We start from the raw sequence: 25,375 nt of genomic DNA on the forward strand, positions 1-25,375 counted from the left end.
GAAATCTGGAATATTTCATTCCTCACGTTGATACGCTATATTGGTTAGGAAGTCTCAACTTGACCTGAGTATGCAATGTAAGGGCGTTTAGGTATAAATTTTAGGAGTGCTTTGGCAGCTTCCCTCCCCTTCCCACCCCCATCATCGATGCCCTGATAGAGGATTCATCTCATTTGTGAACAGTGACCACCTCTTTTTCCTGGGCCTAATGGGAATCCTGTTAGTGTTCTTTATCTGGGAACGATGGCGCTATGATTTGGTCGCCCTCAGTGCCTTGCTTCTTTCAACCGTGTTGGGGTTCGTTCCCTCCGAAGAAGCATTTTTAGGATTTGGTCATCCTGCCGTGATCACCGTGGCAGCTGTGTTAATTATCAGCCGTGGATTGAGTAACGCGGGGGTCGTGGAAATTCTTACGCGCTATGTTAGGGGTGCCACGTCTTTTTCCCCGTCCCTCCATGTAGCGGTCTTATCTTCTCTCGGTGGATTGATTTCAACCGTCATGAATAATGTGGGAGCCCTGGCGTTACTAATGCCGGTGGCTATCCAATCGTCCGTTGAAGCCAAGCGGTCCCCGGCCGTGGTGTTGATGCCCTTGGCTTTTGGAACGATTTTGGGCGGAATGGTTACTCTCATTGGGACACCTCCCAATATCATCGTAGCCCATTATCGCGCAGAAGTGGCCGGCGAGCCATTCGGAATGTTCGATTTCACTCCTGTAGGAGGAGTCATGGCGCTGGTGGGAATTCTCTTTGTGGCGCTGGTGGGTTGGCGCCTCATTCCCATTGCCCGACGATCTCAAAATGCGCCCCAAGACCTCTTTTCAATACAGGAATATTTAACAGAGGTTGAAGTGCCTGAAAATTCCAAGGCAATAGGAAAATCTCTGTCCGAATTGGAATTGGCCACTGAGGATTCTGACGCCTTAATAATTGGACTGGTGCGGGGTGACCAGTCTATTCGGGGGGCGGCTTGGAGGGAACACATTCAGGCTGGCGATGTCCTCGTCCTTGAAGCAGGACCACAGGGGATTAATAAATTTGTGTCCACATTGGGTTTGAAGTTGACAGGAACCCAGCCCAAGGAGGAGGTTCAGGAGTCTGAAAAAAAGCCATCCGCAGGTAAGGATGGAGATATGCTGTTGGAGGCGGTCATCCCTCCTGATCGTTCTTGGCTGGTCGGGCGGATGGCGGGCTCTTTAAAGTTGCGAAGCCGGTTCGGAATTAACCTGTTAGGAGCATCTCGTCAAGGCACTCCTTACCGAGGCAGGCTGAGGGAATTTCGGTTCAAGGCCGGCGATGTGTTGCTGCTGCAGGGAGAAAAGGAACGGGTGTTGGAAGTGATTGGCCTGCTTGGATGCCTCCCGTTGGCGGAGCGAGGCCTTCAGTTGGGAAAGCCCGGACAGTCGTGGCTCGCTGTCGGGATCTTCGCGATCGCCCTTGGCAGTGGTATGGCCGGATTGGCAACATTGCCGATTGCGTTAATATGTGCCGCACTGGTGATGGTACTGTTGAGCATTGTTTCTCCGAGGGATGTGTATCAGGCTGTCGATTGGCCTGTCCTCGTATTGTTAGGATCCATGATTCCCATCGGACAAGCACTCGAGCACAGTGGAGCAATTGCGGTGTTGGCTCAGTTCATGGTGAATTGGGCAAAAGGATTTCCTCCTATTTTGCTCTTGGGGTTTATTATGTTGGTGACGATGGCGTTGTCGGCTGTCCTCAATAATGCGGCAACGGCATTGGTCATGGCCCCATTGAGCGTGGCGGTGGCCCAGAATCTGGTTGTCAATGCGGATCCGTTTCTCATGGCGGTAGCTATCGGAGCATCTTGTTCATTTTTGACACCAATTGGTCATCAAAATAATTTGTTGGTCATGGGCCCAGGGGGATATCGATTTGGAGACTACTGGCGGATGGGATTGCCTTTAGAGTTGTTAATTCTTGGAGTCTCGCTTCCTCTCTTAACCTTCATGTGGCCCTTAACGGGTCAAGGGTAACGGGTTCTTGAAGAAATAAAAGGAAAAAGTGTCGTTCTCATTCCGAACCCATTCTTCCCGAAAGACCTCCCGTCTCTTTTTTAGGCGGGTGGTCTACATGCCCACCGACCTTGATCCGTTTCGCACGCTCTTGAGCAGAATTATATTGGTGGTCATGCTGTTTTGTTTTTTGACGGGAATCCTGTGGTTGGATCGAAACGGGCTCAAGGATCAGATGGACGGAGAGGTCTCATTTTCAGATGTGATCTATTTCACGATGGTCACGGTGACCACGGTCGGCTATGGGGACATTGTGCCGGTCACTACACGGGCGCGCCTGATTGACGCATTAGTCGTGACGCCGGTCCGCATATTTTTATGGGTCATTTTTTTAGGGACCGCCTATCAATTGGCGTTTAGACAATTTACCGAGGTATTTCGCATGGCAAAACTCCAGAGATCTCTCGATCAACATGTCGTCATCTGCGGATTCGGGCATACCGGATACTCGACCGTCAAAGAACTGCTTGCCAAGGGCACAAACCCCGACCATATCCTGGTCATCGATCCCGGTGAAGAACGAGTGCGCATCGCGGGAGAATTGGGAGTCGTGGCACTCCGAGGCGATGCGACGCAGGAAGGTCTGCTGAAATTTGGTGCGTTTCTTAATGAAGCCAAAGCCGTCATTATTTCGGCTGGGCGTGATGATACCAATGCACTCATTTTGTTAACTGTCCGCAATTTGAATTCCCGTTGCCGGGTGATTGTCAGTGCGAAGGAAGAAGAAAACGTCAAACTCTTTCGGCAAGGAGGGGCACAAACCATTATTTCCCCGGCCACGTATGGCGGATATATGTTGGCGGCCGCGGTGGACCAACAATATTTGGCAGATTATTTAGAAGATTTTTTGACGGCGGGGGGAAAGGTCAATATCCAGGAGCGAACAGTGGAGAAGCAGGATGTCGGAAAGACGGCGTTGGATTTACAGCCGGATGTGCTCCTGCGAGTGTATCGCCAAGGAACGATTATTTCTCCCTGGGAATTTCAAAAAAGCCATAGACTGGAACAGGGCGACGTCATGTTATTGTTTAAGCCGGTTTCAGAGGATACGACTTCCGCTTGAAGGCACTCCCTCCCATTCCTAGAAGAGGAGTGGTCTTGCGTTGGCCAGGATTAATAAAATTCCGATGACCCCGATTAAGATGGCCACGCCCCGTCTCAAACGGTGAGCAGGAATTGCCTGAGTGACTTGTGAGCCAAACAGTAATCCGAGAAGGCTGCCGAGTAACACTAATCCTGTTAGCACTATATCCAGGTGTGCCCCCTTGAAATGGCCGACTACCCCGCCGATGGAAATAAGGGCAATGATCAAAAGTGATGTGCCAATCGCTAAGCGAATGGGAAACCCCATGAGAAACATCAAGGCGGGCACAATAAGAAACCCTCCTCCGACTCCAAAAAATCCGGTCAATAGGCCAACTCCCCATCCAAACGTGAGGGCTTTCAACGAACAGCGCCAGGAGAAATCTTTCGCGCATCCGCTCGGGACGTCATTGTGTTCCCTTTCATCATTTTTCCAAAACGTCCACATGCTAATAAACAGGAGCAGATTGCCAAATGCAAAAAGGACCAGGGAGTCTGGAACGAGTTGGTGGCCATGAGCCCCAGCCCAAGCACCGATCATACCGGTCAGACTGAATAAAATAGCAGAGACAAAGTGAACACGTTGCTGCCGGCTTTCATGCCATGCCCCAAAGAGTGCTGAATAGCCAACGACGATAAGTGACATGGTTGTGGCATTTTGAACCGGTACGCCAACGACATAAACCAATAAGGGAATGGCCACTAATGATCCTCCCCCTCCTGTAGCCCCTAACAGCATACCGACGATCCCACCAGACAGAAGCGCCAACAGATAGTGGAAGTCCATGAGAAATTAAGTTGAAAGCCGAACGGATGAAAGAATAAGGCCTGAGGCGTGCGCCATGCTTTAACTAGCCACGGGGAATATATAAACAAGCATAATCGGCAATGAATTGTTGCAGGAAGAACGATGAGAGCACATAGGAGACGCCTGTGTTTTCTCCTCCCTTGGTTGGCATGAAAAGATGTATCATCTATTTTTCACAAAATAACCAATCTATGACCCTGCTTAACCGGATCTTTTTGAGTTTGCAAATGCTATGCATATCCTCCAGCTTCAGGAGCCACCACACCCATTGCACTAAGGCTAAGGTTGGAACCGTTCATCCCACAGGACGTAAGACTTATCAAGGCCATGTGGATACGTAATTAGACCGCATATCGGTCATGAAATCCCCCTAGTATGAATAGAAAATTATGTAAAGGGAAGTGTGGGTTCATTGTATGGGGAGAAATCAAATGAGACAAGGGTTCTCGTGGCGGACGAAGGTATTCTCCCCATTCCCTTTTTCGATGATTGGTCGTACTCATGAGTGATTAAGGCTTTCCAGTGCGTGACACATGCAGTTGCTTGAAAGTCACCTGAATAGTACAGATTGACCGGCAGGCAAAACATCATTCCGGTTGTGCCCAAGGCTTGTAGGCCTGGCCGAAGGGAAATCTTTCACGAATGGGTTGGCCAGGATCTCCATCAATGAGTGCTTCTGAAAAAACCTCATTCTCTGGGGATATATGGGGATAACCCATCGCTCCCGGATGCAGAAGTTTCGGTTTTTGGGTGGAAGGTTGGTTCATTGCATAGAGCGGGTGGCGAGCTGAGTTGGTGAATGAAGGGCGGTTTGGCCGTTCTTGTATTGTCGTCTAGATCATGTTTGGTCTCGGGATGGCGGCACTGCATTTTCTTGACCGCGATCAAGTCTCAATTCCAAAGCCTCGTTTTTGCTCCCGGGCATACACAACACGATCATTTTGCGGTCTGTTCTTCTTTCAATGAAGAATGTGTTCTCAAGTTTATCCCTTGTATTCTCCACGTGGAACTGGCTGGAATAACATCCCCTGCCCATGACCGTCACGTGTAATATTGCTACGGTCGTGGGCAATGCTCATCTCGACGCTCATCCCCGTAATCTTCATTTTCCCCATTGTTTCATAGGTCTAAGGGATCGTAATGCTGTATTGGATGGTGTCAGCTAAGGTTTATACTCATCCCAAGGCGTTGTATGGATGGGGCCAAGTTAGCCCGATTTGCCACAGCCCGATCATCCCAAAATGGACCATACAGAAAGGCCTGGCATGCCATCGGAGTTGCTTTGTTCCTACGAGTGCCACAAGGATCAATCAGAGAGGAAAAGAGGAAAGTCTGATGGGTATCGATTTGTGATTTGGTGCAGGGAAATGAGGGGGAACTCGTAGTGAGAGAAGGGCGCTTTGAGACCGAAACGGATCTCAGCAATAGCGGGTTAGAAAATCAATGGAGGCAATTTCCTCCATTTTCAGACTGGGTAAAGTATGACTCTTTCTCGTATCGCATGATCATGTCATGATTTTCCAGACTTGGCTGGAGATGAAGCCGTTTGAGTTATGGGAAGGACAAGACGAAATGTTGTTCCGTGGCCCTCTTCACTTTCGACCCTAATGTGACCGTGATGGAGGTCAATGGCATCTTTCACAATTTTTGTGCCGAGGCCCGTTCCTTCTTTTTTGGTGCTAATGGCCTGAGCGGTAAAGAGGCGGTCTCGAACTTCAGGCGGCATGCCTTTCCCGGTATCGGCTACCGTCATCTCTACGGTATCCGGGCGGGGTCCCGGAGATCCGCCGACCGTGACTGATCCTCCACGGGGAACTTCCGGGATGGCATTATTGATGAGATTGTAAAAGGCGTTGAACAGGCGACGTTCATCTGCATCAATAACAGGGAGGGCATCAAGGCCATCGGTCAGAAGGGTAATCCCTTTTTCTGCTGCATAGGTGCGAAGCGTATCCAGCACTCCATCTACAATGCTCGCAAGGCGGCAGGGAGTAAAATGTGGTGGACTGGTGACACCTTTGACGGCATCAGCAATTTCCCGCACACGGTCCTGAATCCGTCGGGCATTGGTGACGATCATTCGTATCAGATCCAGACTGTTAGTATAACTGGCTTCCGCCCCTTTGGCCTTTTCCTTAATTAACAGGGGAAACTGCTCGTCCAATTCATCCTTTAATAAATCTGCTCCCGACAACACTGGCATCAACATATTTTTGATATCGTGCCCGATATCTCCGAGGACTCTGGTTACTTCCGCGAGTTTGGCTTCCTCCAACAATTGAGCGGCCATACGTTTCTTTTCAGTAATATCCTGAAAAGTGACCACAGCCCCCGCCAAATTTCCCTCGTTATCCCAGATGGGGGTGCTTGTATACCGCGCAGGAAAGCTTGTCCCATCTTTTTTCCAGAACACTTCGTCCTCACCCTGGTGGACCAATCCATCCTTATAGGCCCTATAAATGGGGCATTCTTCGGCAGGATAAGTGGAACCGTCAGCTTTGGTATGGTGCCAGGTGCGGTGACTGGGTTTTCCAAATAACTCCCCAGGTTCATATCCTAACAATCTGTTGGCAGCCGGATTCACAAAGGTATGGTTGCCTTCGAGGTCCAACCCGAAAATGCCTTCACCAGCGGCCTGTAAAATCATATCGTTGTGTCGACGAAATTGTTCAAGGGATTTTTCGCATTGTCGGCGATAGGTAATATCTTGAAAAATGACAACGGCGCCGACAAGGACCCCTTCATGGCGAATCGGTGTGCTGGAATATTCGACGGGGAAACTTGTGCCATTTTTTCGCCAAAACACTTCGTTGTCCCCTCGATGCACCTGGCCATCCTTGTATGTCGCATAGTTGGGACATTCTTCCTGTGGGTAGGGAGTGCCATCGGCTTTGGTGTGGTGCCAAAGGGAATGGCTGGGTTGGCCGATTAATTCCTGGGGTTCATAGCCCAACATTTTCGCTGCTGCAGGATTCACAAAGGTGTGTCGGCCGTCGAGATCCAGCCCAAAGATGCCTTCACCTGCGGCCTGTAAGATGAGGGCGTGGTGTTGTTCAAGATGTTTCAGCATTTGTGAAAGGTCCGTCTTGTCCTGCTGTATATTCTCTGGTGCTATGGACATCCTGGTTTTCCTCTTTGGAGTCAGGGACTGGAACGGTTATCTCCAGTCCCCAAAATGTTGACTTGTCAACCTAAAGTGAAAGTGTCTAAATGCCAATTTCAGGTTATTTGGCCAAAGTCCGGAGGTACTGAATCAATTGCCAGACTTGTTCATCGGGCATACCGGAAAAGGCCATCATGCCGGTTCCTGCGGATCCGTTTTTGATAATCCAATACAGTTGCCCGTCAGAAATGTCTTTCATCGTTTCTCCACAGGTAAAGTTTCGAGGATGTGGATTCAACGCTGCGCCCATGGGTCCTTGCCCGTCACCTTTATCGCCATGACATTGCTTGCAGGCCAAGGGTTGAGCGGTTTCGTGATACAGCTTTTCTCCCACCTTGATGTGCTCTTGGGAGGCGGGTAACGGACTGGTCATATTACGAAATTTTCCAGGCGCCTGTTTCGTGTTGCGTGGTTGTGGACAGACTCCTGATGGTCCTCCGGATGATGAAGCCGCGCTGGCCATCTCCGGGGCACCTTTAAACGTGGTCTTTAAATAGGCAATGACATCGGATACGCCTTCAGTCCCGCCTATGGTCAGTCCCCAATACGGCATCATAGAAGACTTCCCAACAGATTTCCCCCCGTAATAGATCACGTTATACAAATAATCGAGAGGGATTTTTTCAAAGGGAATATTGGCATGCACCGCCGGTTTGGGTTCCAAGCCTGAAGCCGCCGGGCCATCCCCTTTGCCCTCCGCCCCATGACATTGTGCACAATATTCCTGATAAATTTTGGCCCCGTTTTCGACATTCGGGTGGTCGAAATCGGCGCTCTTCCATGGTTCAAAATAGGGGAAATCCTCATTCCCTCGGGTGGCGATAAACCCTGTGACATATCGCAGCCCCAATGCACTGACGTCCCCGACAAACTCTCCACTGTGTGGCACGAAGTCTGGGGGATCGGAATTGAATCGATAAATCCAATCAGCCTTCAGCCTTTTCCCCGAATTAAAGAATGAGGCGCTTTGCGGGCCACCGGTCTTTTTCCCATCCACCATAATCTGATGACAGCCAATGCAGGAATGTTGAACAAAGATTTCCTCTCCAAACTTTGCCTCCTGTTTACTAAAGGTCGACATATCAATGGACCCCGGTTTCACTCGCGGGTCTTGTAGGTGTGTCTCAAAATAGTCGGCAATGGCTTCAGCTTCCTGTTGAGAGACGGCCATGTGCTGGTCAGGTTGCTGGCCCTGATCCCAACGGTAACTCTTGGCATACAGCATCGGTTCTTTCCCTGTCAGCCATCCAATGAGCCACTCACGTTGAAACTTGCTGCCCCCCCACATCAGATCCGGCGCTTTCAAATTGAAGCGACTCTCTCCTTCACCTTGAAACTTGTGGCAGGTGGAGCAGGTGGTGCTGATCAGGGATTCCGCATCTGTTCCGTCAGCGGCAAACAGGGGACCGGGAACATAGAGACAGAGAAGGATGCCCACCGTGAGTACGAGAGCATGGCCTTGACTACGTAAATGGACACTCCTCCTGTGAGTCATAAAAAAACCCTCCATAAGTAATTGGTGAAGAAAGACAAGAATTCTTATCATGTTTGGGGTTTTGTAATTTAAAAGAAATTTTTTTGAACATTCCTATGGGGAAAAATTCCTCATCCCAAGCATATCTACATTGGGGTATTTTGACTCATAAAACCCATTCTCAGTACTTTCCTAATAGAGAGGAAGCAAAATCAACACCAAATGGCAAGGCTAAAGATGTACTCATAGTTTTCCCATATCGATAGACCTTTTGCCTCAAAAAGAGGGAGGAAGGCTCCCTCTTATAAACGGTTGATCTCCCGTTCTTCCATGGCCTTCGCAACCGCAGTCAGAAGTTTTTCTTTTTCAACCGGTTTGACCAAATAGTCAATAATCCCATTCTTCATCAAGGATGTGGCCATGATTAAATCCGGGAATCCGGTAAGCACAATCAAGGATACATGCGGGAATTCATTTTGAAAAAACTGAATAGCCTCCAGTCCATTCAGCTTGGGCATTCGGATGTCGGTGAGGATCACGTCTAGTAACAGAGGGTTTTCACCATTTTTGATTTCTTGTACTGCCTGTTGACCGTCTTCGGCCTCAATCACATCATAGCCGGCTTTTTCCAATGACAACCTCACAACTTTGCGAACATCCGGTTCGTCATCGACTACCAAGATCCGGCCCAAGGATGTTTGACCGCTGAACATGGCCGCTGTTCGAGATTGACTGGCTGTTTGTTCCATGAGGACCCTCCTTCGGTAAAATTTGTTAAGACACCTTTCGATTTCTCTTCTTCATGCCAATAACAACAGCAAATCAAATGCCACATGAAATAAGTGACAAAAATGTAAATAACATCAATTGTTTACAGTGAAATGTGCAATGTGTAGCAACGAAAAATATGGTGGAATGTTAAGCCTGATTTAACGGATGGAGTTAACACGTTAACTGCTCAGGCTTTCAAAGATTTACTGGTTTGGTTGGATTGAGGGAATCGAGTTTTATTGAGGAAAGCTTAAATAGCCACCGGTGAGGTTGAAGACCTGGGTGAAGCCATGCTGGAGGAGAATGCGTGCCGCGAGATACCCGCGTAATCCGACACGACAATAAACGACGGTTTCCTGAGAGGGATCCAGTTGCTGAAGATGGTCTCTCAGTTCATCAATCGGAATGAGTCGGGCATGAGGAATGTGAGCTTCTTGATATTCGTCCGTGGTCCGGACATCTAATAACTGGAGGGCGGGGTTCGTCAGCAATTTCTTTTGTAATTCTTTCCCCGTGAGCGTGTTGACCTCACCGCGTAGCGTATTGGCGGCGACGAAACCCGCCATAATGACCGGTCCTTTGGCCGAATTAAATTGAGGGGCATAGGCCAAATCCAATTGTTCCAAATCCTGGACGTTCAATTTGGCATGTATGGCGGTGGCCAACACATCAATGCGTTTATCGACGCCCTGATCACCCACAATTTGAGCACCTAATAATTTGCCGGTCTGTTGCTCGACGACTAATTTCATGTGCAGCGCTTCTGCTCCAGGATAATACTCTGCGTGATCCAAGGGGTGGGTGAGGGAGAGAAAGTACTTCAACCCATAGGCCTCGGCTTCGTCTGCGCTTAATCCCGTTTTGGCAGCGGTGATACCCATGCTCTCGACAATGGCCGTTCCCAGTGCACCATGAAACTGTAAGTCTCCGCCGGCAGCATTGGCTCCGGCGACCCTCCCCTGCTTATTGGCCGGCCCGGCTAAAGGAATTCTTGCGTGTTGGCCGGTCACCAGATTGATGGTTTCGACCGCATCACCCGCTGCATAAATAGTAGGGTCAGAAGTTTGCTGTCGTGTGTTCACGGCAATGCCTCCTGCTGGCCCGATTTCAAGCCCCGCCGTTCTGGCAAGCTGGAGCTCCGGTCTGACGCCGATCGAAAGAATGGCGAGGTCCATCGGCACCCGTGTTCCGCTTTCCAATTCCGCTTCTTTGGCGAGGTCCCCCTCCTGCCGAAATCCGTTGATACCGTCACCCGCAATAATCTTTACTCCCTTTTCTTGCAGGTGATGCGCCACCAGGGTGGCCATGTCCTGATCAAAAGGAGGTAGAATTTGAGGAGCTTTTTCTATGATTGTCACGGTCAATCCAAGGCCCATCAGGGCTTCGGCCGTTTCCAGTCCAATAAACCCTCCTCCAATAACCAAGGCTTCCTGAGAAGGGTGGGTGGCGAGAAAGGTTTTAATGGCATCAGAGTCAGGAACGGTTTTGACGGTAAAGATATTCCTGGCGGGAATGCCGGGTATGTCGGGCATGATTGCTCCGGCACCGGGTGCCAGAATGAGTGTGTCGTAGGGGTGAGAAGTGATTTTTTGAGTCATCAAGTTTTTCACCTGCACGCACTTCGCCCTTCGGTCTATGTGAAGGACTTCGTGTAACACGTGGACCCGGACTCTGAATCGTTTCCAAAACCGTTCCGGGGTTTGAAGTAGGAGATCATCACGATCCGGAATGGTCTTTCCCACATAGTACGGGAGGCCACAGTTGGCAAAGGATACATAGGGCCCCTTTTCAAACATCACAATGTTTGCCGTTTCGTTGGTTCGACGCGCCTTAGCGGCCGCGCTGGCTCCGCCGGCCACTCCACCGACAATAATGATGTTGCGGGACATGCTCCTCACGTACTCCCAGCAGAAATTTACACGACCATATGTGCTTTGATGATGTTGGTTCCAAAGGAATGTCCCAGGCGTTCTCCAGTGACGATGACAACGAGACGGCCTTCTTGAAGCAGCCCAAGGGTTTTGAGGTAATCCTGGGCGGCATTAATGCGCTCATCGGTGGCATCAATTTGCGGAAAGACACATGAGACAATGCCCCATACTAAGATTAATCGACGGGTAACAGTTGGCGAGGGAGTCAGTGCGATAATCCGGACCGTCGGGCGGTGGCGGGCCAATAACATGGCTGTATGGCCGGACTCTGTGAAAACCAGGATGGCTTGGGCGCCAACAGATGTGGAAAGAGAGACGGCAGCCTCGCACACCGCTTCCGGAGTCGAGCGCAGGATTTTTGTAGGCGAAATGAGGTGTTGCCTTTGACGAAAAAGTTCTTTTTCTGTTTGTCGAATAATGCGATCCATGACCTCAACCGACTCGAGAGGGAAATTTCCCGTGGACGTTTCGGCGGACAACATGACAGCATCCGTTCCGTCCAGCACCGCGTTTGCCACATCCGAAGCTTCGGCGCGAGTGGGCGAAGAATTTCGAGTCATCGATTCCAGCATTTGCGTGGCTGTGATCACTGGTTTTCCCATGCGATTGGCCTGGGCGATGATCTGCTTTTGCAGGAGAGGGACTTCTTCCGGGCTCATTTCCAACGCCAGGTCGCCTCTAGCGACCATCACGCCATCTGCCGCATCAAGAATGGCATCAAGGCATGTCAGGGCTTCAGGTCTTTCGATTTTGGCAATGACAGGAATCAACGATGATCGATCGGTCAAAGCCGTTTGGAGCGTATGAATGTCCTGCGGATTTCGAACGAAAGAGAGGGCGATATAATCGGCTTGCACGTCGATGGCCACCTGAAGATCCCCGGCGTCTTTCTCCGTAAATCCCGGAATGTCGAGTCGGAGGCCAGGGAAATTGACACCTTTATGTGAGGTGACCTTGCCTCCGACCAGGACTTTGCAGATTAGTCGGTCGGTTTCTTGTTTTTCCATGGTGAGGGACATATTGCCGTCATCAATTAAAACGATTTGACCTGGTTTCATTCGATTCGGGAAATGGGAAAGGTGAACCGGCAGGGTATCCTCCGATTCGTTGGGTCTTGAGTTGTGATCTGACTTCGCAATCAGAATGATATCCTCACCTTTCTTCAAAACGGTTCCCTCGTTTGGAAGGTCCCCCAGACGGATCTTCGGACCTGCCAGGTCTACAAGGATGGCAAGTGGTGTCTTTTCTTCTAGAGCAAGGCGTCGAAGGCCTTGAATGGTTGTCCTGTGCCAATCAGTGGTTCCATGGGACATGTTAAACCTGGCAACATTGATTCCGGCATGGAGGAGTTGTTTTAAACATTCTTGGGAAGAAGTCGCAGGGCCAATTGTGGCTACAATTTTGACATGGCGCATGGGAATGGTCTCAAGAATTGGTTAATAATGGGCTAGCAGATATTGGTGGGGGAGGTGGGACCTTTTGTGACTGCAACAACCAAAAATTCCACGAGAATTTTTCTCAGATTTCATGGAGCATTGAATGGAAAAAATTTGTGTCATCGGGCAAACCCAAGAGAGATATTCCCCCGCTGATAGAATGGCCTACTAGCCAGGCTCCCGGGATTCATCGCGGTGATGCAGTTAAGGTTCGAAGAAATGAAAGAAGATGATTCAACTCTAATGCATTCAGATCGTTCCTCCAGGCAGGCATGGCTGTGCCCGCTCGGCCGTTGCGAAGGGTATCAAGAATGCTTTGATCTGATTGGTTGCCGAGTAACGTGAGGTTGGCCGCTGGGGGAATCAGAGCCTGTCCAATGGGACCATCCCCTTTCCCGCCAAGTCCATGACACGTCACGCAGTGTCGTTCATAGAGGGCTTTCCCTTTTTGGGGATCGCCAGATTGAGTGAAGGATTGAGCGGGTGTTTCCTTGTGGTCGTCATGCTGAGCGGTAGGCGTAGAAGGTGAAGGTTGGAGTGTATTTTGCGTCACCAGATAGTCGACCAATAGAGCCATGTCCTCATTTGAAATTGGACAGCCAAAGGTGGTTTTCATTTTGTTGACGATTTTCATCCAATGCTCACTGTGATGAGGTGGTTGCGTATACACATATTCTGCCGAGTGACACATGAGGCAGTAACGGCTTGCGAGTTCACTCCCCGGACCGGGTTGATAGGAAATCGGATCAGCAGGAAGGGTGAGAATGGATACCGGTACTCCGTCATCGCCACCGGTCGGCAGTCCCCAGGCAAACTCCGTGGCCCCAACCAACAACAAGAAGATCAAAATACAGATCATGAGGTGGCCTCAGGATGCATGAATATTCACACTTTCGACCACATTGCGAAGATATCCACTTGGATTCCATCGGGCACTGAACCGCTGTGATTCTCCAATCCGATTGATGGCCAGTGATTGGAGTGCATACGTATGCCCGGGTTTCGGAATAAACTGGGCTTCCCACGGACGAAAGCTGAAATCTCCAAAGTCTTTACCTAATCGAGCGGACTGCCATTCTTGGCCTCCATCCACGGAGAGCAACACGCGATCAATGCCATACCCCTGGTCAAAGGCAATGCCTTTAATGGCGCAAGGCTTCCCTCCCGGTATGGCTTGACCATCTTCCATATTAGTAATAAAGGAACGAACGGGCATTTTCCCGATCGGCACGGTATCGGTTAGGGCTTCTCCGGGATTTACGCAATGACAGGCATTAGCCGGTAAGCGATAGGCCTGTTTCGTCCAAAAATTTTGATCGGCCTGATTGAGCACTTCAATATCATTCAGCATCTTTACCCAATAGGTGGCATACCAGCCAGGCGCCACGAGGCGAAGAGGAAAGCCGTTCAGCATGGGAAGGGCCTCCCCGTTCATGGAGTGAGCGACCAAAACCTCTTCCTGGAGCGCATCATCAAGGGTGAGAGATTTTCGAAAATCAGCGGTACCCTGCGCGACGGGTTGGTCCAGGCCATCGAACCTCACCTGCACTGCGTCCCCCGATAGGCCTGCCCGATGCAGGAGATCACGGAGTCTGATTCCTTTCCAATTGGCGTTTCCCATTGCTCCATTGCCCCATTGTCCGCCGGGCACCCGGGGTTGGAAAAACCCGCGACTATTTCCTCCGCATTGGCAGACAGCCGCAATTTCGACTTGTTCAAATTGAGTGTGTAAATCATGAAGACTCAATGATAAGGATTGATTGACTCGACCGCGAATAGTCAGCCGGAAAGTGTTCACGTCAATTTCCCTAGGGATATTGGCGAGATGCCAGCGAACAAAAAATGCATCATTGGGCGTGAAGATGTCTTCATTAAAAATATGAAAGGGGGTTTCCAATTGAGGAGGCCTTGTGGTCATCACCATGAGGGGCCGCTTCTGGGGAAAAGCCACCAATGGACGGCGACCCCGTTCGAACGGAAGAGTGATCGCCGGGGAATCGTTGGCCCAGAGAACTCTAGGGGTGAGTAGGCTTACCAACCCCAGAGCCAGACTTCCCTTCAATAAATGTCGACGGTCTATACCCGGTTTTCCTTCATTCTTCATAAGTCAATCTACCGTGGTTCTTCCAAAGAAATCATATAGCCTGTCCAGGTATAAATCAGGCCTTTATGTTTTTCCTTCGTGCTGCGAAGGCACGAATGGACTGCCTCACTTACGGTGTCCGGTCATCAGGCATTCCGGAAAACAGCATCATGTGCATTCCCGGGTTCCCATTTCCATAATCCGATTTTATTGACTATCCTGCAGATCATTCAGCTGAAAAGAGGGATTTGAGGGGAAGCGAAGTCCTTCCCTGATCTGCCAGCGACCAGATGGATAATTCAGGGAAGAGCCCCTGCTGGGGAAGCCTGCTTTTCTAGCAGGGTTGTCCGTTAAAGACGCAAGGTTTGTATCGGCTCACATCAAAATCGGTCTCTTCCTGATAAACCTGTTCGTTGCCGTTGACACCATCGACAAACGGGTCATTCCACATCGTATGATTCCACCAATAAAAAATGGGAAACTCTAATGTGTAGTATACCGGATTCCCATAGGTGCTTCGCACATGTTGTTCGACGGTCCGTCCTGTGACGTAATCAGCTTTCCCATTTCCTTTTAAGGAATACAGGGACAGGAGGAGGCGGGATTCCTGGTCGTAGATCTCATCAATGCGAGTACTTTCGTCGGGTTCTGAAGGTAAAGTTAAGGTCGCTGAGGGGGCGGGAGTTTCCACTGAGGTGAACGCTAACCAGGTTGCAAGAACGACTAAAGGCATAACCGTCATACGCCAAGTCCTCCTTCCTAGATGTGGTCCAGAGTATAGCCCGGGAAGGAGGCCATGCTCATGAACGGAACAAATTAGGGTTGAACAACTGCAAGCCCATACGGAGCGGCTGATTCTTTTCCGTCCACCATATTGGTGAGAAGGGTAATACCTATCAATTCACCGCCTTTTCCAGCATGGAAGATTTTGGTCTTAGCCACTCCAAGCCTGGACCGTTTAGCATTATTGCCATCCTTGTGATTTCCGGTCAAGAGATTGGGGCCCCCACAATAATCAAAGCATAATGGCGGTGCCGAAAAAAATCAAATAAGGATCAGGGCCGGATCATTGCTCCGTGTACCCAGAAGGAATGGACGCCAGGCTGGAATGGGTGCTTGAATCACATATATATCGCAATCGTCTTTCCATGCGTGATCCACATTCCAGAGGTAGCGTCCAATGGTTCAATGCCCGGGAATGTTCGAAAATATTATGTCGCGGGAAGCGATCAACTCGATCAAGACCGAGTCAGAAAGTTCCGCAGGATCGACAGCAAAGACGTCATAAGGAATGCGGCACGATGGGACATTCGTCAACCGAGTTCAGATACAGCGTGTTCCCGATTTGATAGCCGCCGAAATCTGGCGTAAGAATTTTGGTATTCGTTAAGGCCGTGGATGATTTTTTGCCGATGATTTCTTAATGGTGACTACCAGGTATGCGTTTTCCCGTAGCGCCACGAAATCCTTGGTGCATCCGTAGCCGCGCAAATGAGGGTTTTTATCCGGCCCTGCTCCACCGGCCATGGAGTGTCATCGGCAAGCTGTTTGCCATCATGCTTATCCAAGATCCTGAATTTTCTTGAGTCGTTCATAGGCTTCACCGGAAGAGATGCCAGAGCCCATGAAAAGCTAAAATTGATTCCCAATGGCTCTTCTTTATGCCGGCCTCATTGGTGCGCGAGTAACAGAATCGTATGCTATTTCCCCCTCGATTCAATGCCAGTTCCAAATGATCTCACATACAGTATCACAAGCCAGGCTTCGTCTTCTGTCAAGACTAGTGGGATGAATGAGGCCATATCCGTACCCGGACTGCCGTTTTGCAAAATCCAGAAGAGCTCCCCATCCGTGCGAGCTGCCTGCCAGGTCTTGTCCGTAAAGTTTCGTGGGAGCCTACCTCGAAGGCCAGGAATGTCACCCAGGCCTTTGCCTTCTGGTCCATGACAGGTGACGCAAAATGCTTTCCCGTGAAAAATGTGTTTGCCCTTTTCAATATTTTCCGGGGTTGAAGGGAAAGGATTCTTATTCGCCCGGGCTTCCTGGATTTGTTCAGGAGGAACCCTGGGTTTCAATACTTCTGAATCGGCGGCATGCACGAGACCCATTCCGGCTATCCCCGCAACAAAAAAAGCCGACACAATCTTTAAATTTTTCTTAAGCAGGGTCAAGTTCAATGCCTCTCAAAGTAGAGTCCAGATCCCGGAGATTCCAAAAGGGAATCTCCGGGACCATCTTGGATTATTCCGGTTGATTAAAGATATGCCCGAGAGATTGCGGGTAGGTTACAGTCCCGTCCGGAAAATCTTTCCCCTTTTGCCATAGATGATAAATGACTCCGTCGGTTTTTGACGCGGCTTCGGCAATGGCTTTGACCTTTTCTGGATCATCAATATCTAAAATTTGTACACGCCCGGTGGCGATTTCCTGTTTATGATCATGGAAAAACCGATGCCATTGGATCAACGGCAAGGTCCGGGAAAGATCCTTGGACACGAAATATTCAATGGCCACAAGAGGGGCATTGGCGTCTGTGGTTTCAAAGAGGAGACATTGCAGGATCTTATCATTAATGCCTTTACAGTAGTGGTGATAGGGTCCACCTGGGGTGCCATCCGGCATTAAATGAGGGGCTTGCACATGGATGTCATATCCTTGGGCAGGTCCTGGGGCAGGCGCAGCCTCGCTCGTGGCTGGAGTGGTCATACACCCCATGGCCAAAAGACTAAAAGTCCCTAACATGAAAAATGAACGGATTGAACGCTGCATGGCAACCTCCTTTATGTTGTTCAGTAATAACCCTCCAACAATGTGGAAGGCCTTGGGAACCTGGTGAAAATTCGCCGCATACTATCATGTCGTTCTGTGAACGACCATTATTTGACGTCAATGCTCATAATGACAAACGGCTTGTTCAATTGGCTTCCCTGGGGTGGCTCAACGTAGCTGTCGTCATAGTAATACCATTGGAGGGGTATCATTTCGCCAAGTTGTTCAGGGTGCCGGGGCAATTTCGCCAGATCGAGCCCGCTAGCGATAAACTGATCGGGGTTTATGTAATAGACGATATCTTCTGTGGTTTGTTCGGGGTGTTGATTGAAATGCACCATATTATGCTTGGAGACGGTTTCCAGCATGCACATTTCCCCACTGGCCTTCGTGGCGTCGATGGGCATTAACTTTGAATCATCAGTTAACAAATTGGCAATCGCATTGATCTCTTTTTGGGCATTACCTTCCAATTGCAACACCGGCCCAAATTTCGCTTGTATGTCATTCAATTGAGTGGTGGCATCGGAATTTTCAGCAGCCTGGGCTCCTGAGGTTGAGGCAATTATTACAGCTACTAGCAAAAGCTTTCTCGCATTCCCATTCAAAAAAATCCTTCCCTGGCCCATCTAAAACCTTCTTGGTATTACGATAAGCAAAAACTTTCAAACATGAAAGTTTTTGAGTAAATAGAATGAGGAGCAATTACTCCCGGATCCGGTTATAGGGCAACTTGCTCAAGAGCATCCCCATCAGACAGGAGTCGGTAAGTCCTGCATGGATAAGTCCAACCCCTACCAGGGTTGGAAGGAGAAGGAATCCTGTGTGAACTGTCAGGCCCAATCCAACCCCTGCGAGAATTAATACCCCTGCGATGGCGCGCACTTGTCCTTCAAGGGAAATTCGTTGTTTTCCCCTGACGACAGGTTTGCCCTGATTAACCCAGGCCGTGATGCCTCCTTCGAGAATGCCGCAATTCGTTATCCCTTGGTTAATTAAATATTCGTAGGCAATCTTCACCCGGTTTTGTGTTCGGCAGATCAACATGATGCGGTGCTCACGAGAGAGGGTTTTCAGTTCGGTCACAAATCTGTGCAAATCCGGTAGAGGAATATTTCGAGCACCTGAAATATGCATACCTTCAAACTCTTGTGGTGTCCTGACATCGATATACAGAGGTTTCTTCAATGAAGGGGGCGACAGCTGATTGTTCTTACTCGTTCCCGATTTTGCTTCTTGATCTATTGCCAATAAATTCATTGGGGATCTTCCTTGTCCGTTTATTTCGCGCATGCGGATATGGTTTGGGGTTGAAACTTTTGGCGTGGATGACTCCAGGTGGTGAGCCAGGCGTCATAGCCACCGACAAGATCCATGGCTTGGGTTCGTCCGGCTTGTTCCAAAATCCCTATGGCGGTAGATGACCGGTATCCACTGGCGCAATGGACCACCACCGGGGTATCTGCAGGAATGTCCCGAACCTGTTCGGCCAGGTGAGGCAAAGGGATGTTGAGGCTTCCGTCAATATGCCCGGATTCCCATTCTTTGACCGATCTCACGTCGACGACCATGGGGGGATGTTGGGCCGTCAGGAGTTCTGCAAGTCCCTGAGCCGTGATGCGTTGGACTTTTTGGACCACATCAGGGTTCATCTCAAGGGATTGCATGCCGCCCTTCAAGTAGCCCAGGACGCGGTCAAATCCAATACGGCCTAATCGTTGAATCGCCTCCTTTTCATATCCAGGCTCTGCAATGATAACGATGGAGGATTTGGGGTTCAGAACTGTTCCGGCCCAGGTCGCAAACTTTCCTCCTAATCCAATGTTGAGACTTCCCTTCAGGTGCCCTCCCGCATATTCAACGGCATTTCTGACATCAAGGACTTGAACTCCATTTTCCTGATGATCCAAGACAGCCTGAAGGGAAAGAGGAGTCAGGCTGTCCCGAATCACATCATTCAGAACAGGATGCTGTTCCCTATTCATCCTTGCGTCATATCCAAAATACGAAGGCGCTTCAGGTTGATCAGCCGTAACCAGATCAATAAATTTTTCTTTCGTCATGGGTTGAAGTGCATAGTTTTCCCAACGCTGCCTGCCCAATGTGGACACCGTGTCGCTGCTTAAATTTTTTCCGCACATGGATCCCGCTCCGTGTGCAGGATAGACCAGTGTTTCATCGGGAAGACGCATGAGTTTATTTCGGAGCGAATCGTATAATTGCCCCCCTAATTCTTCGGCGGTGACACCAATGGAGGCCATAAGATCCGGTCTGCCCACATCGCCAATAAACAGCGTATCTCCCGTCAGCACGCAGTGCGGATGATCGGCGCTCTTGTCCAGGTCGTAGACGGCAAGTGAAATACTTTCCGGGGTATGCCCCGGTGTTTCTAGCACTTGAATGCGCACCGACCCAAACTCAAGAACCTCTTGGTCCCGAAAGTTTCGAATGGGGAAGTCGGTCTTGGCTTTGGCGCCAAGGCAGATCTCAGCGCCGGTTTGTCGTTGGAGTTCAAGGTGCCCGGCTAAAAAGTCTGCATGGAAGTGGGTGAGAAACACATAACGGATCTTCCAATCGTGGCGTCGGGCCTCCTGAAGATATTGCTCGATGTCCCTTTGAGGATCCACGACCACAGCGGTTGAGGTTTTGTTATCGCCGATCATGTAAGACGCATGAGCCAAACAACTCAAATAAAATTGTTTCACAATCATGATGAATACCCTCCTCTCCTTCGAAAAAAAGGAGCATTGGTTGAGATTAATTGAGCTCGTTTCGAAATATTCTTGTAAGATTCTTTCCTTGTACCATCCTTACGCATGGATTGTGCCAGATGATGATACGCGGAAGAATTTGAAAATTTTATACAAAATCAATGCTTTAGTGGATAAGTTGAAATCAGGAGAGGCCTGAGTATGGCCTGAAAGTCAGATGACCTGAACAAAATACGCTAACTGTTAAGTTAACGTGTTAACGATCTGATTAGGCGTTGGGAGGAGTCTGAAGCTGTTTGATTTTCTTCCAAAGGGTGACTCGACTCACTCCAAGAAGCTTGGCAGCTTCCGTTTTGTTGCCTTTGGTCTGTTGGAGGGCTTCCGCAATACGAGCTTCCTCCTCCGGTGGAAGGGAGTGCTCTGTGCTGGTCGAGAGCGGTTTGAGGCTTCGGGACCTTGGAGGACTCTGAACTTCTGAAGGGAGGTCCCACAGGGTGAGGCAATCACCATTCACGGTGACGAAGGCGTGTTCGATCGCATTTTTTAATTCGCGGACATTGCCGGGCCAGTTATAGTCAGTTAACCGTTGCAGGGCATCCTGGGCAATGTCTCCTATTTCGCGACCAAACGTCTTGGAGTTGGCCGCCATGAAATGGTGAACCAGGAGAGGAATGTCTTCTCGTCGGGCTCGCAATGGTGGAAGGGTAATCTCGAACACATGAATCCGATAATAAAAATCTTCCCGGACCGTGCCTTCTGCCATAAGGGCTTTCAAATCCCGATTGGTGGCCGTAATGAGACGGACATCGACCCGCATGCCCCGGTCATCTCCAACCCGGCGTATTTCGTTTTCCTGCAGGACCCTGAGCAATTTTAATTGCAGGAGAGGGCTGGTATCTCCGATTTCATCTAAAAATAACGTGCCACCGTCAGCGGCTTGAAAAACCCCGATTTTATCGCGTATGGCGCCGGTGAACGCCCCCTTCACATGCCCGAAGAGTTCACTTTCAAGCAAGGCTTCTGGAATCGCTGAGCAATTGATGGCGAAAAAGGGTTTATCGTTTCGATCACTTAAGGTGTGAATGGCTCGGGCCGCCAGTTCTTTTCCGGTGCCGGATTCCCCGGTGAGCAATACCGTGACATCGCTTTGTGCAGCCAGTCGGAGCCGGCGAAACACCTCTTGCATCGCCGGGCTTTTGCCGATGAGCTGTTGAAAGGACTCACGGGATTTTGCCTGTTCCTCCAGCACGGCAATTTTTTGGTTATTCAAAATAAATGAGGTGAGGTCGGTAAAGGTTCCGACAGCGCCCCCGACCTGGCCTTGTTCATCCCGGATGATTGAAACATTGCCGAAGAGGTAGAGTTCGCGGCCGTCTTTCCCCAGCACTTTGCATTCCTGATTGCAGATGCCCCAAGGATAGGGGGTGGGGTTGTCCAAAAATTCCGTCAGGATGCGAAAGCCCTTGCAATTTTGACCTTCTAGAATATGACAGGATTTCCCCAGGATATCCTGGCTGGAATATCCCGTAATGCGAGCTGCCCCGGTGCTCCAGGCGACAATGTGACCTTTCGCATCGACCGTGAACACGCCATCCGCCATGACGTCTACCATGTTGCTGAGGATGGCGGGATTTTTCCGGAAATCTAGCTCCATGGTCTGTGATTCAAAGAATGTTCATAGGGTGAGATTGAGCGGGTTAAAAAAAGGGGTAGGTGAACCAAGAAGGCTGGAGAACGTGTATTGAGACAATACCATTCTCCAGCCTTGCGTGATTTTTAGGTTGTCCGTAATTTCATAAGGCCTCATACACCTAATTTGTAGGTTCTACCTGTGCTGCCAGCAATGACTTGAAGGCGGGATCATTCTCGACTAACCCCTTCAGTGTATCGTTGTGCAACATATACGCCCAGCTTTGCGGGCTTGAGCCGGGAGTTTTCTCAAACCAGTCACGTGCCTGCTGCAGGAGACCCAGCATCGCCTGATTGTCACGGGGAACGTGAAATGCCAGGCTATAGGCCATCGCATAGGTTGCCGTAAATTTGTTAAGGGGATCTTTCGTGAGCTCGAACGCTTTCTGAGCCGCCTCATAACCTCTCTGAATGTCGGGATCGTCATAATGCCGATTCCAGGCCACTTTTCCAATTCGGGCCCAGGCTAACTCTAAGAGCACTTGTGCGCGAAGCTCTTCCTGTTCGGCTGGCACCTCAGTCAATAATTCCTGTGGCGCAGACAGGGCCGCCATTTGATCGTTCGTCCACCGGTAGGTCGAGGACAATCGAATCCGGTTGTTGAAATCACCGGGCTCCAGAGATGCTAATGCCTCCATTACAGGGATCATTCGATAGAGATAATCGGCTGGCATCGGCTCAGACTTCCCGCCTATTTCCATTCCCAGGGACAGATCAAATCGATCGGTTTGGGATTGCACCGTCCAATACAGTTCGTTGAACCGTTGGGCCAGACGCTCATCACCCAATTGAAGGCCGTTCAAGCGACCTCCATACTCTAGAAATCCTTGGTATAGTTGATCTGAAAAAACCTCCAGTGCGGGTTTGTGGGAGGGGCCAATCAGCAAAACCCGGTTCAGTCTCATCACGGATTCCAGTCTGGTCGGTGCAGTTTGTGCTTGTTGAATTCCTGTTTGGATAGCTGGCAGGCTCTCTGGAAGACCAAACCATTCTGTTGAGCGCGGAACATAGCCACCCGGGTCCACGACGAATGGAATGGTGGTGCCACGGGGGCCATCGAGCACCAGATCCAGCACGGCACGATCCGTTGGAAAACCCAATTGTTTCAGATCTGAGAGCACGACCCACTTCACGTTGACGGATTTGACGACTCGCTGGGCTTTTTTGTAGGGCACGGCCCAATCCTCGGCACCGGGCGCATTGGCGATGGGTGCCGTCAAGGCATTCGGATAAGACACCTTGGTGGTGAGAAAGGCTGTGGGTGCGGCTACCACCCTGGTCTCATCCGGAGAAGGAAATGAGGCATGGGGCAGGGTTCCCGATTCCACGGCCTCAATGAAAAATGGAGTTGTAGGTTCTTGAACTGCAATGGCCTTCATAACAAAAAACGATGGAGCCAATTGCTGATTAAGCGTCTCCGCAATATAAAATCGTTCGAAATCGGAAAAATCGACCAGTTTTCCCGGTCCCGGCCAGACATTATCTAATGCCCGGTCATTTTGTTGAATGGCTCGTTGGTGGGACTCCTGCCGACGCTGGTCACACCATTCATAGATGGGGTTTGACGGGTCGGGAAAGTTTCCGTTTGACAACAACTGCTGTTGAGCCATCTGATGTAAGCACACAAAATCCCGTTGGCCCGCCGCGACTTGATCCCCCTTTCCGACCGCATTGGCATATTCCCGAACGGTGGAGAGCAGGGCTTCCTCATTGACGGACGCGGGATCGGCGGCCCACACAGGAGCGGAGGCCAAAAGCACAGAACCACACAGGAGGCCTACCAGTTTGAGCGTAGGCCACATCCGGTGAACAGGGGACCCGAGACGATAATCTGCCTCAGGTTTCAGGGTATTTGTCTTAGTTGGTTGACGACGAACAATACTCATGGAACCAAACTCCTCCTCAAACATGCTTGGTTAATGATTTTGTGTAGCAGAGAGGGGAATGTCCCTCATAATCCAGGTTGCTAATCTACCACACCCTCATTCTTATGCACCACGATGGTACCCTGCATCACATGACCTGGTAAATCGCAAAAATAGGGAAACGTACCGGGATGCGATGGGATAAAAACAATGTCGGTTTGGCCTCGGGTGGGAAGCAAAACGCGGCTAAGACCTTCTTTGGAAAACTGTGGAGCACCACTTCCGCTGACATTCAGGTGGATATCGGTAAGTAGGCCGATTGGCAGAAATGCATGCAGTTCCGAATCCAGGTTTTTGAGGACCAGCCGGGTTTTTTGCCCCACGGTGAGTGAAAGGGTGTTGGGGCTGAATTCCCGGGATTTAATATTGATGGTCACGACTTGTTCTTGGGAATCAGTTGCAGGAGCGAGACTGACCGGGGTCGCTCCCCAAACTGTACCCGACTCCGGGAATGCAAACACCGTGAGGCCAAGCATCAGAATGAAAACCTGAAAAAATTTAAATAATAAGGCCAGGGGAAACATCATGATGGGAATATTATACCGGTTAGCGATTCTAGGGCGAAACGAGTAGGCGGAATTGTTCGTCAGTTCCCTACAAAAATATGGCACAGCCGTAAGTGAAAATATGTATAAATGGGAAAAGATTTTGGAGAGGAAAGAGAAAATATTAAGATCGGGCCGAAACGTCCGAAAAATATGAAAATACATCAGGAGAATGGTATACGGTGCATCTCTTAGAATTATTAATCGGGGATGATCCTCTTTCGATGGCCATAGCCCTGGTATTGGTCCTGAGCGTGCTGGCGTATGGATGGTTTGAGGTTCGTCGAACCGCACGCCTCCCTTCTATCGGGATGGTCCTGATCAAAAATCGATTGAAGACGACCAGCAAACTCCCAACTCCGCGCCGATAGTAAGCCTTCCCCGTCCTCTCGTTTTTCGGCCTCAAGCCGCAACCCCGACAACGCTTAGCTGTTGCGATTCCCCTGTATGCAGCCGGGATGGATATCGACCATCCGGTCTGGACACACACTTTTGTGATCTACCATCCTGCAACGGGAATTTCAGCATCAGACAACGGTGAACGTTGCCTAGAAGGAGGCTGACGAGGGAGAGAGAGTCGCGGTTGAAAGAGGGCGACGGCCAAGGTTTCGCGTGAATGCTTGGCGAAGGAGGATTCCATGGTCATGGCAGATCCCGTGGGATTCCGGTTCATTGATTTCTCCGGATTCCCCAGGGTTCCTTCCAAGAATTCCAGCCTTGCCTTCCTGTCGACACCATGCACAAATCCGAATCATGCATTCTCCTTTTTTTTAAGGGCACACCCAACCACACGCGCACCCAATAACCATCAGCTCCTCAGCATAAGACTTCTGCATTATGGCAAAAGCAATTATTGAACCTAAAAAATATGATCCGTAATATATTGTATGTATTGGTGTTTTTCAATTTTCAAAGAATTAAAAATAATGGTTGTTGAGAAAATACCACACAC

Annotated in this window: 21 protein-coding genes; 3 read left to right on the plus strand and 18 right to left on the minus strand. The window is 49.9% G+C overall.

The features are described 5' to 3' along the window. The first annotated feature begins 208 nt into the window (after positions 1-208). Complete coding sequence (locus H6750_19310; protein MCB9776458.1) at positions 209-1,996, plus strand: SLC13 family permease; 1,788 nt, start codon at positions 209-211, stop codon at positions 1,994-1,996. Positions 1,997-2,093: 97 nt separating this feature from the next. After that, a complete protein-coding gene (locus H6750_19315) occupies positions 2,094-3,098 on the plus strand; it encodes a potassium channel family protein (GenBank protein MCB9776459.1) in 1,005 nt (334 codons plus the stop codon). Between the two features lie 18 nt (positions 3,099-3,116). Here H6750_19315 and H6750_19320 read toward each other — a convergent pair whose 3' ends face one another. The 18 genes from H6750_19320 to H6750_19405 all read right to left on the minus strand — a co-directional run bounded on the left by H6750_19320 (position 3,117) and on the right by H6750_19405 (position 24,405). Beyond that, complete coding sequence (locus H6750_19320) at positions 3,117-3,905, minus strand: sulfite exporter TauE/SafE family protein (GenBank protein MCB9776460.1); 789 nt, start codon at positions 3,903-3,905, stop codon at positions 3,117-3,119. Between the two features lie 1,531 nt (positions 3,906-5,436). Further along, a complete protein-coding gene (locus H6750_19325; GenBank protein ID MCB9776461.1) occupies positions 5,437-7,047 on the minus strand; it encodes a PAS domain S-box protein in 1,611 nt (536 codons plus the stop codon). A 103-nt stretch (positions 7,048-7,150) separates the two neighbouring features. Then, positions 7,151-8,584, minus strand: a complete 1,434-nt coding sequence (locus H6750_19330; protein ID MCB9776462.1) for a cytochrome c — start codon at positions 8,582-8,584, stop codon at positions 7,151-7,153. 281 nt (positions 8,585-8,865) lie between these two features. After that, on the minus strand, positions 8,866-9,276 hold the full coding sequence (locus H6750_19335) for a response regulator (GenBank protein ID MCB9776463.1): 411 nt from the start codon (positions 9,274-9,276) through the stop codon (positions 8,866-8,868). A 294-nt stretch (positions 9,277-9,570) separates the two neighbouring features. Beyond that, complete coding sequence (locus tag H6750_19340) at positions 9,571-11,223, minus strand: FAD-dependent oxidoreductase (protein ID MCB9776464.1); 1,653 nt, start codon at positions 11,221-11,223, stop codon at positions 9,571-9,573. Between the two features lie 26 nt (positions 11,224-11,249). Further along, positions 11,250-12,680, minus strand: a complete 1,431-nt coding sequence (gene pyk / locus H6750_19345; protein ID MCB9776465.1) for a pyruvate kinase — start codon at positions 12,678-12,680, stop codon at positions 11,250-11,252. Between the two features lie 208 nt (positions 12,681-12,888). Further along, a complete protein-coding gene (locus tag H6750_19350) occupies positions 12,889-13,560 on the minus strand; it encodes a cytochrome c (protein MCB9776466.1) in 672 nt (223 codons plus the stop codon). Between the two features lie 9 nt (positions 13,561-13,569). After that, complete coding sequence (locus H6750_19355) at positions 13,570-14,805, minus strand: molybdopterin-dependent oxidoreductase (GenBank protein ID MCB9776467.1); 1,236 nt, start codon at positions 14,803-14,805, stop codon at positions 13,570-13,572. Between the two features lie 313 nt (positions 14,806-15,118). After that, complete coding sequence (locus H6750_19360) at positions 15,119-15,526, minus strand: hypothetical protein (GenBank protein MCB9776468.1); 408 nt, start codon at positions 15,524-15,526, stop codon at positions 15,119-15,121. Between the two features lie 74 nt (positions 15,527-15,600). Next, positions 15,601-15,777 carry a hypothetical protein gene (locus H6750_19365; protein MCB9776469.1) on the minus strand — a complete coding sequence of 59 codons (177 nt, stop codon included), beginning with the start codon at positions 15,775-15,777 and terminating at the stop codon, positions 15,601-15,603. A 707-nt stretch (positions 15,778-16,484) separates the two neighbouring features. After that, positions 16,485-16,892, minus strand: coding sequence for a cytochrome c (locus tag H6750_19370; GenBank protein ID MCB9776470.1), 408 nt, complete (start codon positions 16,890-16,892; stop codon positions 16,485-16,487). Between the two features lie 133 nt (positions 16,893-17,025). Further along, on the minus strand, positions 17,026-17,553 hold the full coding sequence (locus H6750_19375) for a DUF1264 domain-containing protein (GenBank protein MCB9776471.1): 528 nt from the start codon (positions 17,551-17,553) through the stop codon (positions 17,026-17,028). Positions 17,554-17,660: 107 nt separating this feature from the next. After that, complete coding sequence (locus tag H6750_19380) at positions 17,661-18,182, minus strand: hypothetical protein (GenBank protein ID MCB9776472.1); 522 nt, start codon at positions 18,180-18,182, stop codon at positions 17,661-17,663. A 76-nt stretch (positions 18,183-18,258) separates the two neighbouring features. Continuing rightward, positions 18,259-18,813, minus strand: a complete 555-nt coding sequence (locus H6750_19385) for a DUF2892 domain-containing protein (GenBank protein ID MCB9776473.1) — start codon at positions 18,811-18,813, stop codon at positions 18,259-18,261. A gap of 20 nt (positions 18,814-18,833) precedes the next feature. Further along, positions 18,834-20,264: an MBL fold metallo-hydrolase gene (locus tag H6750_19390; GenBank protein ID MCB9776474.1), complete on the minus strand. Its 1,431-nt coding sequence runs from the start codon at positions 20,262-20,264 to the stop codon at positions 18,834-18,836. A 268-nt stretch (positions 20,265-20,532) separates the two neighbouring features. Beyond that, the gene (locus H6750_19395; GenBank protein ID MCB9776475.1) at positions 20,533-21,918 is read right to left on the minus strand and encodes a sigma 54-interacting transcriptional regulator; all 1,386 of its coding nucleotides are present in this window, start codon (positions 21,916-21,918) and stop codon (positions 20,533-20,535) included. A gap of 157 nt (positions 21,919-22,075) precedes the next feature. Next, positions 22,076-23,839, minus strand: a complete 1,764-nt coding sequence (locus H6750_19400; GenBank protein ID MCB9776476.1) for a hypothetical protein — start codon at positions 23,837-23,839, stop codon at positions 22,076-22,078. Positions 23,840-23,919: 80 nt separating this feature from the next. After that, entirely contained in the window at positions 23,920-24,405 is a 486-nt protein-coding gene (locus tag H6750_19405; protein ID MCB9776477.1) for a cupredoxin domain-containing protein, read from the minus strand. A 200-nt stretch (positions 24,406-24,605) separates the two neighbouring features. On the opposite strand from H6750_19405, the gene H6750_19410 reads away from it, so the two are divergent. Further along, the gene (locus tag H6750_19410) at positions 24,606-24,794 is read left to right on the plus strand and encodes a hypothetical protein (protein MCB9776478.1); all 189 of its coding nucleotides are present in this window, start codon (positions 24,606-24,608) and stop codon (positions 24,792-24,794) included. The last annotated feature ends 581 nt before the right edge of the window (positions 24,795-25,375 follow it).

The sequence above is a fragment of the Nitrospiraceae bacterium genome (genome assembly GCA_020632595.1).
Classification (GTDB): Bacteria; Nitrospirota; Nitrospiria; order Nitrospirales; family UBA8639; genus Nitrospira_E.